Below are 17,340 nucleotides of genomic sequence, written 5' to 3' on the forward strand. Positions count from 1 at the left end.
ATATCATGACCGAAGGTCCACTTGGAGGCGCGGCGTTTAACAACGAGTTTGGTCGTCCGGCCCTGTTAGGTTACTTCCGTACCTATGAGCAAGAAGTCTCTAGCCACAACGGCGTAGAAGTCCGCGGTTACCACAAGCCGATCATGTTAGCCGGTGGTTTAGGTAACATCCGCGAAGAGCACGTACAAAAAGGCGAAATCACCGTCGGTGCTAAGCTGATTGTACTCGGTGGCCCTGCGATGAATATCGGTCTTGGCGGCGGCGCGGCTTCTTCTATGGCGTCGGGTCAATCGAGCGAAGATTTAGACTTTGCGTCGGTTCAGCGTGAAAACCCTGAAATGGAACGTCGCTGTCAGGAAGTGATCGACCGTTGCTGGCAGTTAGGCGATAAAAACCCAATCCAATTTATCCACGACGTGGGCGCGGGTGGTTTATCTAACGCTTTCCCTGAGTTAGTGAACGATGGTGGCCGTGGTGGTATCTTCAATCTGCGCAATGTGCCATCGGACGAACCGGGCATGAGCCCGCTGGAGATCTGGTGTAACGAATCGCAGGAGCGTTATGTGCTTTCGGTTGCTGCCGAAGACTTACCTTTATTTACGGCGATTTGTGAGCGTGAGCGCGCACCGTTTGCGGTAGTGGGCGAGGCGACGCAAGAGCAGCATTTAACCCTAGCCGACAGCCATTTCGATAACAATCCTATCGATTTGCCACTCGAGGTGTTATTAGGTAAAGCTCCTAAGATGAGCCGTAATGTGGTATCGGCTAAGGCAGTTTCACCAGCGCTTGAGCAAAGCAACATTGATGTGAAAGAAGCGGTTAAACGCATTCTTAGCCTGCCAACTGTGGCGGACAAAACCTTCCTTATCACCATTGGTGACCGCACGGTAACGGGTCTAGTGAACCGTGACCAAATGGTTGGCCCATGGCAAGTACCAGTCGCAGATTGCGCGGTAACGGCGGCAAGTTTTGATACCTATGCCGGTGAAGCCATGTCTATGGGCGAACGTACGCCGCTGGCACTGCTCGATTTTGGTGCCTCTGCCCGTATGGCGGTGGCCGAGTCGATTATGAACATCGCAGGTGCGGATATTGGTTCGTTCAAACGTATCAAACTGTCCGCTAACTGGATGTCTGCCGCGGGTCACCCTGGCGAAGATGCGGGTCTTTATGAAGCGGTTAAGGCCGTGGGTGAAGAGCTGTGTCCAGAACTGAGCCTGACCATTCCTGTCGGTAAAGACTCCATGTCGATGAAAACTGCATGGCAGCAAGACGGCGCGAACAAAACCGTGACGGCACCTATGTCACTGGTGATTTCTGCCTTCGGTGTGGTGCAAGATATCCGTAACACGGTAACGCCAGAGCTTCGCAGCGATAAAGGCGAAACCTCGCTGCTATTAGTCGACTTAGGCGCTGGCAAAAACCGTTTAGGCGGTTCTTGTTTGGCACAGGTTTACGGTGAGTTAGGCGATATCGCGCCAGACTTAGACGATGCTGCTCTGTTACGTGGTTTCTTCGAAACCATGCAAAAACTGGTGCCGAAGAAGTCGGTTATTGCATACCACGACCGTAGTGACGGTGGTTTATTCACCACCTTAGTGGAAATGGCCTTTGCCGGTAACACGGGTCTTGCTATCGACTTAAGTGCACTGCAAGGTACTGACGTTGAACGTCTATTCAATGAAGAACTCGGTGGCGTACTGCAAGTGAGCCGCGCGGATGCCGAGCTTATCACAGCGCAATTTGCCCAAGCAGGTGTGCCTTGTCATTTGATTGGTACTCTGGCAAACGATCAACGCATCACCATTAAAGATGGCGCGCGTGAAGTCTTCAGCGAGACGCGTGTTGCACTGCGTACCTTATGGTCTGAAACCACTTACCGCATGCAAGCGCTGCGTGATAACCCCGCCTGTGCATTAGAAGAATTTAAGCTTAAGCAGGATGAAACCGACTTAGGGTTAACGGTTAACTTAAGCTTCGATCCAAGTGAAGACGTTGCTGCGCCGTACATCCTCAAAGGTGCTGCACCTAAGATGGCGATTCTGCGTGAGCAGGGGGTTAACTCCCATGTGGAAATGGCGGCCGCGTTTGACCGTGCAGGTTTTGAGAGCCGCGACGTGCACATGTCTGACATTCTGTCGGGCCGCATTAGCCTCGAAGAGTTCCAAGGTCTGGTGGCCTGTGGCGGTTTCTCCTACGGTGACGTATTAGGTGCGGGTGAAGGTTGGGCTAAGTCTATCCTGTTCAACGCCCGTGCTCGCGATGAGTTCTCACGTTTCTTCGAGCGTGATTCAAGCTTTGCCCTCGGTGTGTGTAACGGTTGCCAAATGCTGTCTAACCTGAAGGAAATCATCCCAGGTAGCGAGCACTGGCCACGTTTCGTGCGTAACCGCTCTGAGCGTTTTGAAGCGCGTTTCAGCTTAGTTGAAGTGCAGCAAAGTCCATCACTGTTCTTCCTAGGTCTGGCTGGTTCACGTATGCCTATCGCCGTATCACACGGTGAAGGTCATGCGGAATTTGCTAACGCGCAGGCGTTGGCATTAGCTGAGGCTTCAGGCACTATCGCGCTGCGTTTTGTGAATGGTAAAGGTGAAATTGCCACCCAATACCCACAAAACCCAAACGGCTCGCCAAACGGTTTAACCGGTATCTGTACTACCGATGGCCGTGTGACACTGATGATGCCACACCCTGAGCGTGTATTTAGAACGGTTGCAAACTCTTGGCACCCAGATAACTGGGGTGAAGACAGCCCATGGATGCGTATGTTCCGCAATGCGCGAGTTAACTTAGGCTAAGGTTTTTATTGAGAAAACCACGACTTAAGTGAGCAAAAAAAGGAGCGAAATTTTTCGCTCTTTTTTATATATAAAACGCATCTTTAAAAAAGATAAGGTATTTTAAGATCTTAGTCTTATATTTGTTAAACCTAATAAAATGAAGTTCAAAAATATCAATCTTAAAGACTAAATACCCCTTAATAAGTAGTTCACACAAGTGAAACAAAACTGACTTGCTTTAATTTAGTCACTGTATTTGCCCGTATTCTCAAGACATAAAAGCAAAAAGCCCCCAACTCATCGAGAAGGGGGCTCGTTTTGCGCTAACAAAACTTCAAATCAAATCAGTATTATTTCAGAGTAAGCGGTGAACGATTACAGCTCACGAGCTGTATAAAGTTCAACAAAAACACGCTTATAGCTGTTAACCAGACGTTCAAATAAGTTTGTCATATCTCTTTCTCCACACCAAAGTTATACCTATGTGCGCGGAGTTTGGCTTGCCTGGGGCGCTTCACCAGTCACATCAAACCGTCTCCTTAACACAGGAGATATATTAACCAGCTTAAGTCGTCTTCTCAAACGAGAAAAAATACATTTTATCATTAGTAAAACTAATTGATTTTGGTTTTAAATCATTTCATCTTTAAAGGTTTTGTGAATTATCATAATGATTTTTATAGAATTAATTATTTAAATAATAATGCTCTTAGTGATGTTTTATTAGTGTAAATATTGTTTTTTATTTGTTTTTTGTGATTTTTACTGCTTATTCATTGGATTTTCGCTCAAGTTGGTAAAAACTAACTTTTTAATTTACCTTAGCGTGTTCTCTACCCCATAATTATGACTCTGTCAACAGTGGGTAAAAGTGAAGTGTGTGCCCCGTTGCAAAACCCATCTAAAGCCCTGAGTTTGATTGATTTGAATCAAAGGCGGGTGGTATAAAATACTCACAAATGAAAGCGATTAAATATCTTAACTATCTGATATTTATATCGATGGGATCATTTGTAGGATTGGGTGGTGAGGTGAAAGTCTCAAAGCCGAGCGATAGTGTGACTAGGGTCTCAGTATGCGAGGAAAAAGGGGATTTTTAAGCCTTGCTGCTTCGATGTAATGAAAAAGATGAAATTTAACGGTTTATACTGGATTCAGCTATAAACACAAAATGAAAACTCACTATCCTACAAAGGCACTTGCTACGAATGGCTCAAGTAGTCGTAGCAATTGGACGCACCACGTAAGGAGTCACCGATGATTGTTGAAGAGGTTGTTGAGCTATCACGGTTGCAGTTTGCGCTGACAGCCATGTATCACTTCCTGTTTGTTCCCTTAACCTTGGGGTTGGCATTTTTGCTGGCTATCATGGAATCACTCTATGTGATGACAGATAAACAAATTTATAAAGATATGACTAAGTTCTGGGGTAAGTTGTTTGGTATCAACTTTGCCTTGGGTGTTTCAACGGGTTTAGCGATGGAATTCCAGTTTGGTACTAACTGGTCTTATTATTCGCACTATGTGGGTGACATCTTTGGTGCACCACTGGCCATTGAAGGATTAATGGCGTTCTTCTTAGAATCGACCTTCGTGGGTATGTTCTTCTTCGGTTGGGATCGTTTCTCTAAGCGTCAACACTTAGCGACAACCTGGTTGGTAGCTTTTGGTTCCAACTTCTCCGCATTGTGGATTCTGGTGGCAAACGGTTGGATGCAAAACCCTGTGGGTAGCGTGTTCAATTACGAAACCATGCGTATGGAAATGACCAGCTTTGCTGATGTTATTTTCAACCCTGTTGCACAGGTGAAGTTTGTTCACACTGTGGCTTCTGGCTATGTGACTGGCGCAATGTTCGTATTAGCGATCAGCTCTTACTACATTCTGAAGAAACGTGACTTACCTTTTGCACGTCGTTCATTTGCGATTGCAGCCAGCTTTGGTATGGCGTCTATCCTGTCTGTTATCGTTCTGGGTGACGAATCAGGCTATAAAGTGGGTGAAGCGCAGCGCGTTAAGTTAGCGGCAATTGAAGCTGAGTGGCATACAGAACCTGCTCCTGCAGCCTTTACTGCAGTTGGTTTCCCAAATCAAGAAACCATGCACACCGATTTCGCGGTTAAGATCCCTTATGCTATGGGTATCGTAGCAACACGTTCTTTAGATGAAGAAGTGACAGGTCTACGTGACTTAGTGGCTGAACACGAAGTACGTATCCGCAACGGTATGAAAGCTTACGAGATGCTGGTGAAACTGCGCGCTGGTGATAAGTCTCCAGAGTTACGTGACGCGTTCGAAGCGGCGAAAGTTGACTTAGGTTACGGCTTACTGCTGAAGCGTTACACCGACAATGTTGTAGATGCGACAGAAGAGCAAATCAAAGCGGCAGCGAAGGATTCTATCCCGAATGTGGCACCGATTTTCTGGAGCTTCCGTGTGATGGTTGGCTTAGGCTTTGTGATGTTGTTTGTGTTCGCGGCAGCCTTCTGGCAAAGCACACGTCATCAGATCGAAGAGAAGAAATGGGTACTTAAAGCAGCACTCTTTAGCTTGCCATTACCTTGGATTGCGATCGAGTGTGGTTGGTTTGTGGCGGAATATGGCCGTCAACCTTGGACCATCTCTGAGGTGCTGCCGACCTTTATGTCTGCTTCGAGTTTAACGACTGGGGATCTGTGGTTCAGTATTCTTTCGATTTCACTGTTCTACACTGTGCTGCTGGTGATCGAGATATTCTTGATGCTTAAGTTTGCCCGTCTTGGCCCTAGCAGTTTAAAGACTGGTCGTTATCACTTCGAGAAACTAGAAGCCTAAGCAGAGGATTTCATTATGTTTGATTATGAAATATTGAGAGTTATCTGGTGGGCTCTGATCGGCGTACTGTTCATCGGATTTGCGGTCACTGACGGTTTTGACATGGGCGTGGGTGCACTTTTACCGATTATCGGTAAAGACGATACTGAGCGCCGTATTATGGTCAACACCATTGCTCCCCATTGGGACGGTAACCAAGTGTGGTTAATCACCGCGGGTGGTGCCTTGTTTGCGGCATGGCCTATGGTGTATGCAGTGTCTTTCTCTGGCTTCTATGTAGCCATGATGTTAGTGCTGTTTGCCTTGTATACCCGTCCTGTGGGATTTGACTATCGCTCTAAGATTGAAAATCCAAAATGGCGTAAATCGTGGGACTGGGCGTTGTTCTGTGGTGGCTTTATTCCACCGCTGATCATCGGTGTGGCCTTCGGTAACTTACTTCAAGGCGTGCCATTCAACTTCGATGAGTTCCTGCGTGCGACTTATCACGGTGGTTTATTTGGCCTGTTGAACCCATTCGGTTTACTGGCGGGCTTAGTGAGCGTGAGCATGTTTATGATGCAAGGCGCTGCTTGGTTACAAATGAAGACCGATGGTGAGCTACGTGTACGTGCCGCGAATGCGACTCAGCTATGTGCACTGTTAGTGGCAGTATTATTTGCCGCTGCGGGTGTGTGGTTAGCCAATGGTATTGATGGTTATGTTATCACTTCAACCCTTGACCACCATGCACTGTCTAACCCAACGCTGAAAACCGTTGCGGTTGAGTCTGGCGCTTGGTTAGCCAACTACGATAAGTATCCTATTACTATGCTATTTCCAGTATTAGGTGTAGTATTACCACTGCTGGTGATTGTGGTAAGCCGCTTAAATCGCTCGGGTTTCGCGTTCCTATTTAGCTCGCTGACTGTGGCTATGGTGATCTTAACTTGTGGTGCAGCAATGTTCCCATTCGTGATGCCATCTTCATTAGATCCTAACGTGAGCTTGACCATGTGGGATGCGACTGCGAGTGAAACTACACTAACTGTAATGACTTGGGCGGCGATTATCTTCGTGCCAATCGTGTTAAGTTACACTGTATGGACTTACTTCAAGATGTTTGGCCGCTTAAACCGCAAACATATTGAAGATAACAAAGCCTCACTCTATTAGAATTAAGGAGCATCTACTATGTGGTATTTCACGTGGATATTAGGGGTTTTGTTAGCCTGTTCTTTTGGTGTGATCAACGCCCTGTGGCTTGAAAACACCGAGAACATGGACCGCTCAAGCGATGAGGCTGAGTAATAGCTAACCTCCTGTAGCATGAACCCTTTAAAACCCCGCAATCGTGGGGTTTTTTTATTGTCTTCCCCAAAAAACGCCAGAGGCGGTGGTGATTGTTCCTTGAGGCTATAAGTCTGAATAACGCCCAGGCTAACTAAAAGAAGCCTTCTTATTCACCACAAGTTAGAGGACACAAGAAGCATGGTTGATTAGAGAATTTTATCAAATGAAAATAAATAATCATGAAAGTAGAATTTGCTAGAACTATATACTCCACCATGTATACAAAGAAGAGCCATATTTTCACGTTGAATGGGTTGGTTTAGTTGGTATCAACGAAGAAATTATTTAGGAGCATGAGATACCAAGAAAACGTCGATAGGTCAATTCTTGAATAAATTCCTCCCTTATAACTGGCTTTTTCAACCTTTTGTTATAGCCTTTAATGTTTTAAGTTTATTTATCTCAGCGTCATTATCTTGATCTGGTTCTGGAAATGTGAATAAGTTAACATATTTGGGTTGAGAAAACACATAAACTGAAAGGGTAAAGGATATGTACTATAAAAAACTAGTTTCAGAAGGATGTTGATGAAATATTTGTTTCTGTGTTTTACGCTGATAATGATGCTCGGGCAGATTATGTTGCCCGTAGAAGCATCTGCCTTGGTGCCTGAAATGCAGCATACTAATATGAGCCATGCCACATCTGCCATAACGAAGTCTGATTGTTGCAAGGAGCAGAAACATTGTACTAATTGTGATATAGATATGGATTGTTGTAATATAGACAATTGTTTCAATAATTTCTCACCTGCTGCAATTCCATTTACTTCTAATCAACCTGTTTTAGCTGTTAGTAGTCAACAGGTAGAATTACAAAGTTGGAGTTTACAAACTACTATACTTTTCCAGCAAACTCCCCCTCCCACTTTCTATCAGATTTAACTAAGGCTTTATTTTTAAGCCTTGCTTGACAGTTTTATTTCTGAATTTTATGGGAGTCCTGCTATGTTTACATTTGAATTCTCCATACTACAACTTAGTCGTATTTTTTTAGTTACTGTTGGTTTATTTGTTGCCTCAAATAGCTTCGCAACCAAGTTGCCTTTACCTAACAAATTGGGTGTCAAATTAATTGATGGTCTGGCCGTATATAATATAAATATTTCTTCGGGTAAGTATGCTATTGATCTTATATACAGTGACGAATTTTCCGTCAATGAAGATGATTCCAGTGCTTGGGTAAATTCGAAATATTTCTATTGGTTAGTGGATATTGTCGAACGGAGTAAGTTTAAATTGCAGTTACAAAAAAATAATTCTGAAGATGCAGTTTACACCTATATCAAAAATCCATTACTGAAGATAATTGATGAATTTAATAGAGCAGTTTCAACTAAAGTTTACAGTCGTAATGAGCTAATGTTAAGTTCGCTCAACCAATTTGGTTTTTAAGTTTTAGAGTGAAATGAGGTATATCTATATTTTAATGTGTTAATGTTTGGTTATTTAACAATAAATACAATTAAAAATTAGATTATAGGTTCATTTTCTCTAAGTATAAGTTTAATTATTTATTAGTTAGTTTTATGTGTTAACTCTATGCAGAAATTAAATAATGATGAACATTGAATTTAATTACTTAAGACTAAGGTAACCTGTAAGTGACATAGTTAATATACTGATATTTAAGTAAAACCTATTACTATAATTCGTAAGCCGGAGTGCTCCCAGCAAGCGATGTTATAGTTAAGATAGTGTTTTGCTGCAGTGAAGAATCTATGGTTTGGAGCTGCCAGTAGAGCAATGTCAAGGATGATATTGCTTAACCATTATACTTTTGGTGCTATGAAGGATAATGCCACATTTCACTCTTTTTTATAAAAATAGCCATTCATATAGTGACAGTGATATTTAAGTTGCTTCATGGATAAGTATGTTTGATAAATAAGGATTGAAAAATGAAATTAAAAAATATAAGTTTATGTATAGCAGCAATATTATCTACTCAGTTTAATACTGCTATTGCTGACCCGATAAGTGAGGCTCTCATTGATGATTCCAAAGTTAACTTTCAGATTCGTGGGCGTTATGAAACTGTAGACCAGCTATCTGATAGCCAGGATTTATTCTCATTTAGATCAAGGCTGACATATCAAACAGGTGATATTTATAACTTTTTTGGTTTAGCTGAATTAGATGATGTACGTGCTACAAATGAAAAACCTTGGATTGCTGATTATTCATATACCGAAATTAACCAGTCATTCTTAGGCTATAAAGTTTCGAATGACACACTTTTAAAATACGGGCGTCAACGTATTTTGCTCGATAATCAAAGGTTCGTTGGTGGGGTTGGGTTTCGTCAAAATGAGCAAACATATGATGCATTTTCTGTAAAGTCACAAGAAATAAAAAATCTTACCGCATTCTATTCTTATGTGACCAATGTTAATCGTATCTTTAGTGAAGAATCTGGGAAATCGGATCATCGAAATAGCACTAATCTTGTCAATGTTAAATACACACCGAATAATTGGGCCAATCTAAGTGCTTATGCTTACCTCATTGATAATAATGATGTTGAGCGTTTTTCTACCGATACATATGGTGTTCGTTTGGCCGGCAAGGGGGAGCTTGATGTCCTCAAATTGGAATATGCTTTCGAATATGCTAAACAGAAAAATGGAAGTAATAACCCTCTATCCTATGATGCTGATTACCAACTATTTGAGTCAGGGATTGGCTACAAAGAGATAAATCTGAAGCTAAGCTACGAGATATTGGGTTCAGATGATGGCTCGGCTGGTTTTATTACACCATTGGCGACGTTGCATTCTTTTCAAGGATGGACGGATAAATTTCTATTCAATGGTGCAGGCAATTGGGATAAAGGTATCCGAGACTTTTATATCAGTATGAGTGGCAAATTCTTAGGCATGCAATTATTGGCAGTTCACCATCAGTTTGAATCTGATATCGATAATATCGATATGGGGAATGAATGGGGAGTGAGCTTAACGTACCCATTTGCTGATTATTATAGCGTTAGTGCAAAATATGCGAGCTTTTCAGGAGCCGATTCTGGATATTCATTTAGCGATGATGCTGATAAGTTCTGGCTAACTTTAGAGGCAAAATTTTAATCGTTGTTAGCCTTTACAATAAAATATTGTACCGGTTATTTATATCAAAATGCTATATGCCGCCAGAAGGGCGGCATTTTTGCCGCCAAGCGATAAATGCTCAACGCTTTCGACCAGTTTAGGTTACTGGTATTCGTTAGTAACAAGCAGAACTTCCATAACTGGAGCCATATACTCCCTTATAATTTATGGCCCTAACAACCATGAGTTAATTAGAGTTTGGCTAAGTTCTTCGTAGTATTAAGTCAGTCATCTGCTGATATAGGGAGATCAGTATCTTTGTGGGAAACCATTATACCTACCACCAGGTTACTTGAAAGTTTATGTTTTAGCGCGTTGCTTCGAACCTTGGCCTCTGCTGTACTTAAGAGATAGGCGTTACGGGCATTTGGTTTATCTTGTGGTTTCGCGGAGTAAAAAAAATACCGCCCAAGTGGGCGGTATTTCGACAAAGGAACTCCTTACTTAAGCTTTAAACTGGCTGATTTGCTGCTTAAGCGCGACGGCGAGGGCGGATAAGTCATTTGCCGAGTTCACCGTTTCGGCCGCTCTGTGTTCGCCTTCATTTGCCAGCTCACTTATCTGGTGCAGATTATGAGTGATCTCTTGGGCAACACTGCTTTGCTGCTCAGTCGCCGATGCAATATTGCGTGAGCTAATCGCCAGTTCGCCAATTCTGCGGGTGATTTCCTCCAACTGCTTGCCAGTCGCTTCCCCTTGATTGGCCGAGGCGATACCGAGCTGGTGGCTTTGCGCCATTTGGCTAGTGGTCGTTTTCACTTGAGATTGCAGCTTATCAATGGTTTGCGAAATTTCCAGAATGGATGATTGTGTCCGCTGCGCTAAGGTTCGCACCTCATCGGCGACCACGGCAAAGCCTCGGCCCTGTTCTCCTGCGCGGGCCGCTTCAATGGCCGCGTTGAGTGCGAGCAGGTTGGTTTGTTCGGCGATGCTGTTAATCACCTCGGTAACTTTACTGATGGCCTCACTCTCTTGGCTGACTTTTTCGACGGCTTGGTGACTGCTGCTGAGCTGTTGACTCAATTTCAGCAGATCCTGCACCACCTGAGTTTGTTGCTGCTGGCCTTCTTTCGCGGCAATATCCACTTGGTGGCTCTGGTTCGCACCATCTTGAGCATGGTTGGCTACATCACGGATGGAGGTCGACATTTCTTCAATCGCAGTGGCAATTTGATCCGTTTGTTGCATAAGTGCCTGAGCTTCTTCACCATTTTGCTTGGCAATGCGCTGCGCTTTAGAGGCTTGCTGCTCAATGCTTTGCACAGAGGCTTGCAGTGCGCTGATTAATTGTCGCAATTCCGATGACATAGTCGACACACTAGTGGTGATCTTATCGACCTCATTTTGGCTATCGGAAGCCGATGGTGGGAGTTGATGGCTAAAATCCCCCGTACCTAGGATTTCCATATGTCGCTGGAGTGTATGTAATGGCTTGAGTGAACGTATTAATACCAAAGAGAGCAGTACGGTAATAAGCACTATGCCTGTGACCGCGACAATGGCGTTGATGGTCAGTAACAGTAGGCTCTCTTCATTGAGTTCGTTCGCATTGACTTGTCCAATCAGCATCCAATTCCAACCATTCACCGTTTGGGTGTAGGCAAACATAGGTTGGTTTTTACTGTTGGTGTAGCGCCATTCAGCTTGGTCCTGTGTCGCTTGGCTGAGGCTTAATCCATCGAGCATGGACTCAGTGACTGGTTCACCCGCATTAAATTTAGGATTGGCGACTAGCACATTGTCGGCTTTGCGCATTAACAGGAAGCTACCAGTTTCTTCTAGGATGATTTTATTTACCGCGGCTTGTAACTGGGTGAGGGACTGAGTGATTTCAAACCCTATGTATAAGATCCCAATCACTTGCCCTTGAGTGTCTTTAATCGGGCGATAGACAGTCATGTAGTCTTTGCCAAAGAGCTTGGCGTAGCCTTCGTAAACTTCACCTTTGATTAAGGTCGGATAGCCTGGATGAGTTTTTCCTAAGAAGGTACCTAAGGCGCGGCTGCCATCGGCTTTTTTCAGGGAGGTTGCAATTCGGACAAAATCATCACCATCGCGCACAAAAACTGTGGCGGTTCCCCCTGTAAGGTTAGCAAAGCGATCAACCTTACTCTTTGATGAGTTAATTTGTTCTTTTTCATGCAGTAGCGCAGGGGTGTTTACGCCGAGCACATTCACGGTTTTATCTGGGCGACTAAATTGGCCGGGATACATTTCCTTAAACACATCGGCATTGCGTCTTGCCAGTTGCAGCAAGCTATCGTATTGCAGCTCAAGCATATCGGATACTGCGTGCATTTCGGCTTTCATGGCACTGATGCCTTTTTCTTCGAGCACGTTTGATGCGGATTTATAGGATAGGGTACTCAGTATGCAGAAAATGATCAGAGTAAGGATAAAAGCGAGGGCACCAATCTGTTTTGCAATAGGCCAATTCTTATAATTCATTGTGCGATCCTACAGGGTAAAGGTTAACACTAATGTAACCTAAGTTTGACGTTGTGGTCTTGATATGGGTCTAAGATTTTCTATTATTTATAGATAGTTCGCTTAAACATTGCCAGTGTTGACCTACGATAACTTAGATTAACTTTAGTCAATATGAATATAGTCGTTACTGAGCGAAAAGGGAGCTGTGAGGGAATATTTGGGGACTAAACGGAAGCATTTCCAAGCTTTCACTGTGATGAAACGATACAGGGCAACAAGGAGTACAGCTATGCTTGGCGAGAATCACGCATTAATTTATGAATTTCCCGATTTTGTCGACCATATTCAAAAGCTAAAAACAAGTAGCAGCGTTTTTGCCACTATGGCTGAGCGTTACCATGAGTTAGACCATAAAATTCGTGCCCTAGAGTTAACCAAAGTGCCCACCGAAGATGAGCACTTTGTGGCCTTAAAATTAGAACGACTCTATCTTAAAGATAAGTTATATCAATACCTTGTTCATGATGCGATTTGAGAAGATAGCGCTGAGCTTGGTGACTTGTTGCGCGTTTTCATCAGTAATAGATACATGGTTGGCACCCAAACGAGCGATAGCAACGTCGTGAGTAAAGTCCCGCCGGCAATCGCGATGGCAAAGGGAGGCCAGAAGCCTCCGCCCGCAATGATAAGCGGGATAAACCCGCCGACCGTGGTGATAGTGGTCGAGCTGATATGACGACCACAACCGCTGACCGTCGTGATAATCACGTCCTTATCACCAGCCCGGGCATTTTCGGTATCTTCCAGCTCGGCCAAGATCACAATTGCGGCGTTGATCGCCAGCCCCATCAAGCCGAGTAGGGCAATGATGACCGGAAAACCAAAGGGATAACCAAATACATAGACCGCAAGCAATCCAAGCCCCGCCGATTGTAATGCACTCAGTAAAATAATCGCAGTGAGCCTAAAGGAGTTAAAGGACAAGACTACGGTTGCTAGCAACAAGGTGACGACCAACATCAGATTCGATAAAAGGTTGCCTACGGCCTCATTACGTTTAGCGCTTTCGCCACCTATTTCAATTCGATAACCCGCAGGGAGCGAGATTGCTGCGACCTTATCTTTTACATCCTTTAATACTTGAGCTGGTAACACGCCGCTCACGATATAGGCTTCAATCGTATTGACGCGTTGACCATTACGCCTCGGGATTGCCCCGCGACTGACTTGCACCTCATTGTGAGATAGAGCTGATAAGGGGACGGCGGTGCCAGAGGGCGTCACCAACTGGATTTCGGAGAGACGGCTGGCTTGCTCGCGACTCGTGTCGCCCAAACGCACACGAATTGGTAAAGACTCGCTTTGTTCTAGCACACTGCCGCCGATAACACCTGTGGTGGCCATTTGGACTTGTTTGGCGATATCCGTCAGGGTTAATCCACTGATCAAACTCGCATCTTCATTCACCTGCAACCACACCTTGGGGGCGCCGGCGCTTAAGGTGGCGCGGGTATGAAGCACATCGGGTGTGGCGGCTAAGATATTGCGCACCTCATCCCCGAGTGAGCGTAAGGTCTCAAGGTTAGGACCAAAAATCATTAATTCGACCGGCGCATTAAAGGGCGGACCTTGCTCGAGTTTACGCACTAACACCTGTGCCTCTGGAAAGGCCTTATCTAAGGTTTGCTGCAACTCTGGGATAAGGGCGTTGGCGCGCTCAAAGTCGTTGGCTTTGACCATGGCCTGAGCATAGTTGGTGGCCCCTTGTTGGCGCTGAGTTAAGTTGTAATAAAAGGAAGGCGTATTGCCACCCACCACCCAATCGACCTGGGTTATGTCCTCAATTTGATGCAACTGCTTATCCATCAATTGCACTTGGTTTAAGGTGTTTTCGAGGCTGACATGGGGCGCGAGGTACAGCTCAATTTGAAACATATCCCGATCCGATGGCGGGAAGAATTGCTCAGTCATCTTGCCTGAAGCATAAAAACCTAATAGTGGAATAATCCCGATGAGTGTCGCGCTCAGCAGCGGTCGATTAAGTGCAAACCTTAGGCTTGCCTGAAAGTAACCACTTACTAAAGGCACATTGATTCCATGTTGGTACCAGACAGGATGTTTACCTTCGAGGCTAAAGCGTCCCGCAAGGCCTGCGATCAAAGTATGGGAAATCACATAGGAACCCAGTAGGGCAAACATCACCGACATGGCGATACCACCGACAAACTCACCCGCCGCGCCGGGCATCAGCACGATAGGGGCGAAGGCTAGAATGGTGGTTATGGTTGACCCCGCCAAGGGCAGCCAGAGGTGATGTAAGGTCTCACTTACCGCGCTTAAGCGACTCATCCCCTGTTGGCGGCGCTGGGCGATGGCATCGACGATCACAATGGCATTGTCCACCATGATCCCAAGGGCAACGACTAGGCCTGTGACCGACATTTGATGAATGGGTAGGCCGATATATTTCATACAGGCTAAGGTGAACAGGGCGGTCAGGGGGAGCGACAGGGCAACGATAATCGCGTTTCTTAAGCCTAAGGTCAGCAGTAAGACCGCCAGAATAATCACAAACCCTTGTAATAGGTTGATGATTAATCCGCCGAGACGTTCGCTGGTGTAGCTGTTTTGCTCAAATAACCACTGCACTTTGATGTTAGCTGGCAGTTCCTGATTAAATTCATCGACTAGCTGTTTGACTTGTCCCTGCCAGATATCGACACGGGTATTGTTGAGCATACGTGCCGCGACAAACACGCCCTGCTCACCATCGACAAGGGCGATACTGTCAGCGGGGGTTTTAGGTTGGCGGCTGATGTTGGCGATATCCCCTAAACGAATAATTTGCCCCTGCGCATCCACCTTGAGTGGTACTTGGCGAATGCGGTTCTGGGAATCAAGTTCGCCAGAGACTTCGACAAAGGCGCGAAAATTGTTGTTATTGATCTCGCCTGCGGCAATTTTGCTGTCGGCACTGCTTAAGATTTTAGCGATCGTCCCCGGCGTTAATTGCAATTGACTCATCTTGTAGCCATCGAGCTGTACGAGGATTTCTTCCTCGGGGGCGCCGTAGAGTTTAACGAAGTCGGTGCCAGATAAGAGTCTGAGCCTGCTCTGTAATTCCTTGGCATAGCGGTTGAGCATATCCACCCGTGGCTGACTGCTATTGTTCCACACTAGGCTTAAAATGGCGGTGTAGGCGTAACCAACTTGATCGTCTAAGGTCGGAGTTTGTATGCCATCGGGGAGCATGTTTTTGGCATCGGCCAACAGTTCCCGTGCCCTAGACCAGACAGGATCTGTGTCAGTGACTGTATCTTTGAGCTCTAATTGGATCACCGATATGCCCGGTCTTGAGGTGGATTGAATAAGCTTGATTTCCTCGAGGCGACGCAACTGATTCTCTAATACTTCGGTGACAAGTGCCTCGACTCGCTCGGCGGAAGCGCCGGGATAAGGGGTGATGACCGACGCAAATCGGTTGGTGATGTGCGGATCTTCAGTGCGTGGCAAACTGGATATCGCGCCAAATCCCGCGACCAGCAGTAGGGCGATCACTAGGCTGACTAAGCGGCCATTTTCGACGAAGGCTTTAATCATGATTACCTCGTCGTTGCGATAGAAGAAACGGCCTGGCCCACCACTAACTTATGTAGGCCTTGGGTCACATATTGTTCATCGGCCTTAATGGCACCTTGGATATAGGCCATATCTTGAGTGGTGTAGAGGATATCGACATCGCGACGTTCAATCTGAGTTGAAGCCTTATCTGGTGCAGAGTTGGCGGTGGAACTTGAGGCGGAATGCTGCGTCGCCACATAGATATTCCAGCGGCCGCGGATCCCATCGATAAGAGCGGATACCGGCACCCAGTAACCCGCTTGTTCGACGGTTTGTTGTTGATGCAGATAGGCAATTTCACCATTGATCACATTGGCATGTTCTGGCAGGCTGATCCGCAGTTGCAGGGTGCGGCTGATGGGATGTACCTCGGCACTGATCCCGGCAATCTTGGCGGTAAATTGCTGATTATGGACGCTTACAGTCACATTCTGCCCGTTGACGAATTGCTGGGCGACTGCGACTGGGACACCGATATAGGCTTCGGTATTCACACTGCCGACTAAGGTAAACACTGGGCTGCCTGCGGCCACCACTTCCCCTAGATTGTGTTGCCGCTGGCTGATGATGCCATCGAAGGGCGCAAGAAGCTGTGATTTATCGCGTTTAAGCTGATTTGCCTGTAGAGAGGCCAATAAACGCTTTTTGCCAGCTTCTAGGCTTGCCAGTTGTGTGCGGTTCTCGTCGAGTAACTGCTCAGATACATAACCCGATTTTTTAAGCTCAAGATTGCGGTTGAGGGTGCTGGTGGCAAGGTCAACATCGGCTTGGGTTTGCGCCAGACTGGCTTGGATTTCCTGATGCTCGGCATCGAGCAAACGGGTATCGAGTTTTGCTAACACTTGCCCTTGGATCACCTTAGCGCCGCTATCGACACTTAACTCACTGAGCTTACCCGACAGCTCGAATCCTACGCCTGTGGTATTGCCCGCGCGGATTGTGCCAGTAAACACTTGCTCACTCTGATAGCTAGTCGATAAGCGTAGCGGCGCAGTCGTCACGGTTTGTAATTGCGCCGTGTTGGCATGCTCTGTCACTTCCTTTTGACAGGCCGTTAAGGCGGTGACGGCAATCACGCAAACGTAAAATACACGCCAAGAACGTCGGGCAGCTCGATCCATTTGAATCCTTCCGTTGTAAACTCAAGGTTGAGTTTATGTAACTAGACTTGCTAGTCTAATTGTGCAGAACTGGACTGTCTAGTCTATTTTATGCTTAACTAATACGAATTAATTATGTTGCTACCTTGAGTGAAGA

Annotated in this window: 11 protein-coding genes; 8 read left to right on the forward strand and 3 right to left on the reverse strand. The window is 45.6% G+C overall.

What is annotated here, in order from left to right; genetic code table 11:
* The 7 genes from purL to ACK5NH_RS08460 all read left to right on the forward strand — a co-directional run.
* The coding region (gene purL, locus ACK5NH_RS08430) for a phosphoribosylformylglycinamidine synthase (protein ID WP_416919170.1) at nucleotides 1-2,798 on the forward strand (2,798 nt) is incomplete at its 5' end.
* Between the two features lie 1,239 nt (nucleotides 2,799-4,037).
* Nucleotides 4,038-5,594, forward strand: coding sequence for a cytochrome ubiquinol oxidase subunit I (locus ACK5NH_RS08435; protein ID WP_220055033.1), 1,557 nt, complete (start codon nucleotides 4,038-4,040; stop codon nucleotides 5,592-5,594).
* Nucleotides 5,595-5,609: 15 nt separating this feature from the next.
* On the forward strand, nucleotides 5,610-6,749 hold the full coding sequence (cydB, locus tag ACK5NH_RS08440) for a cytochrome d ubiquinol oxidase subunit II (RefSeq protein WP_416919172.1): 1,140 nt from the start codon (nucleotides 5,610-5,612) through the stop codon (nucleotides 6,747-6,749).
* A gap of 18 nt (nucleotides 6,750-6,767) precedes the next feature.
* On the forward strand, nucleotides 6,768-6,884 hold the full coding sequence (cydX, locus tag ACK5NH_RS08445; RefSeq protein WP_240129424.1) for a cytochrome bd-I oxidase subunit CydX: 117 nt from the start codon (nucleotides 6,768-6,770) through the stop codon (nucleotides 6,882-6,884).
* 569 nt (nucleotides 6,885-7,453) lie between these two features.
* A complete protein-coding gene (locus ACK5NH_RS08450) occupies nucleotides 7,454-7,810 on the forward strand; it encodes a hypothetical protein (protein ID WP_416919175.1) in 357 nt (118 codons plus the stop codon).
* 63 nt (nucleotides 7,811-7,873) lie between these two features.
* On the forward strand, nucleotides 7,874-8,320 hold the full coding sequence (locus ACK5NH_RS08455; protein WP_416919177.1) for a hypothetical protein: 447 nt from the start codon (nucleotides 7,874-7,876) through the stop codon (nucleotides 8,318-8,320).
* A gap of 506 nt (nucleotides 8,321-8,826) precedes the next feature.
* Nucleotides 8,827-10,011 (forward strand): alginate export family protein, encoded by a 1,185-nt coding sequence (locus ACK5NH_RS08460; protein ID WP_416919179.1) that lies wholly within the window; start codon nucleotides 8,827-8,829, stop codon nucleotides 10,009-10,011.
* A 465-nt stretch (nucleotides 10,012-10,476) separates the two neighbouring features.
* Here ACK5NH_RS08460 and ACK5NH_RS08465 read toward each other — a convergent pair whose 3' ends face one another.
* Nucleotides 10,477-12,480, reverse strand: coding sequence for a methyl-accepting chemotaxis protein (locus tag ACK5NH_RS08465; protein WP_416919181.1), 2,004 nt, complete (start codon nucleotides 12,478-12,480; stop codon nucleotides 10,477-10,479).
* 271 nt (nucleotides 12,481-12,751) lie between these two features.
* Between ACK5NH_RS08465 and ACK5NH_RS08470 the strand changes: the two genes are divergently transcribed.
* Nucleotides 12,752-12,997 carry a YdcH family protein gene (locus ACK5NH_RS08470; RefSeq protein WP_416919182.1) on the forward strand — a complete coding sequence of 82 codons (246 nt, stop codon included), beginning with the start codon at nucleotides 12,752-12,754 and terminating at the stop codon, nucleotides 12,995-12,997.
* Here the strand turns inward: ACK5NH_RS08470 and ACK5NH_RS08475 are convergent.
* Both ACK5NH_RS08475 and ACK5NH_RS08480 read right to left on the reverse strand, forming a co-directional pair.
* On the reverse strand, nucleotides 12,982-16,062 hold the full coding sequence (locus tag ACK5NH_RS08475; RefSeq protein ID WP_416919184.1) for an efflux RND transporter permease subunit: 3,081 nt from the start codon (nucleotides 16,060-16,062) through the stop codon (nucleotides 12,982-12,984). The genes ACK5NH_RS08470 and ACK5NH_RS08475 overlap by 16 nt on opposite strands.
* A gap of 2 nt (nucleotides 16,063-16,064) precedes the next feature.
* Nucleotides 16,065-17,204, reverse strand: a complete 1,140-nt coding sequence (locus ACK5NH_RS08480) for an efflux RND transporter periplasmic adaptor subunit (protein WP_416919186.1) — start codon at nucleotides 17,202-17,204, stop codon at nucleotides 16,065-16,067.
* Nucleotides 17,205-17,340 lie beyond the last annotated feature (136 nt).

The organism is Shewanella sp. (genome assembly GCF_047975355.1).
GTDB lineage: Bacteria > Pseudomonadota > Gammaproteobacteria > Enterobacterales > Shewanellaceae > Shewanella.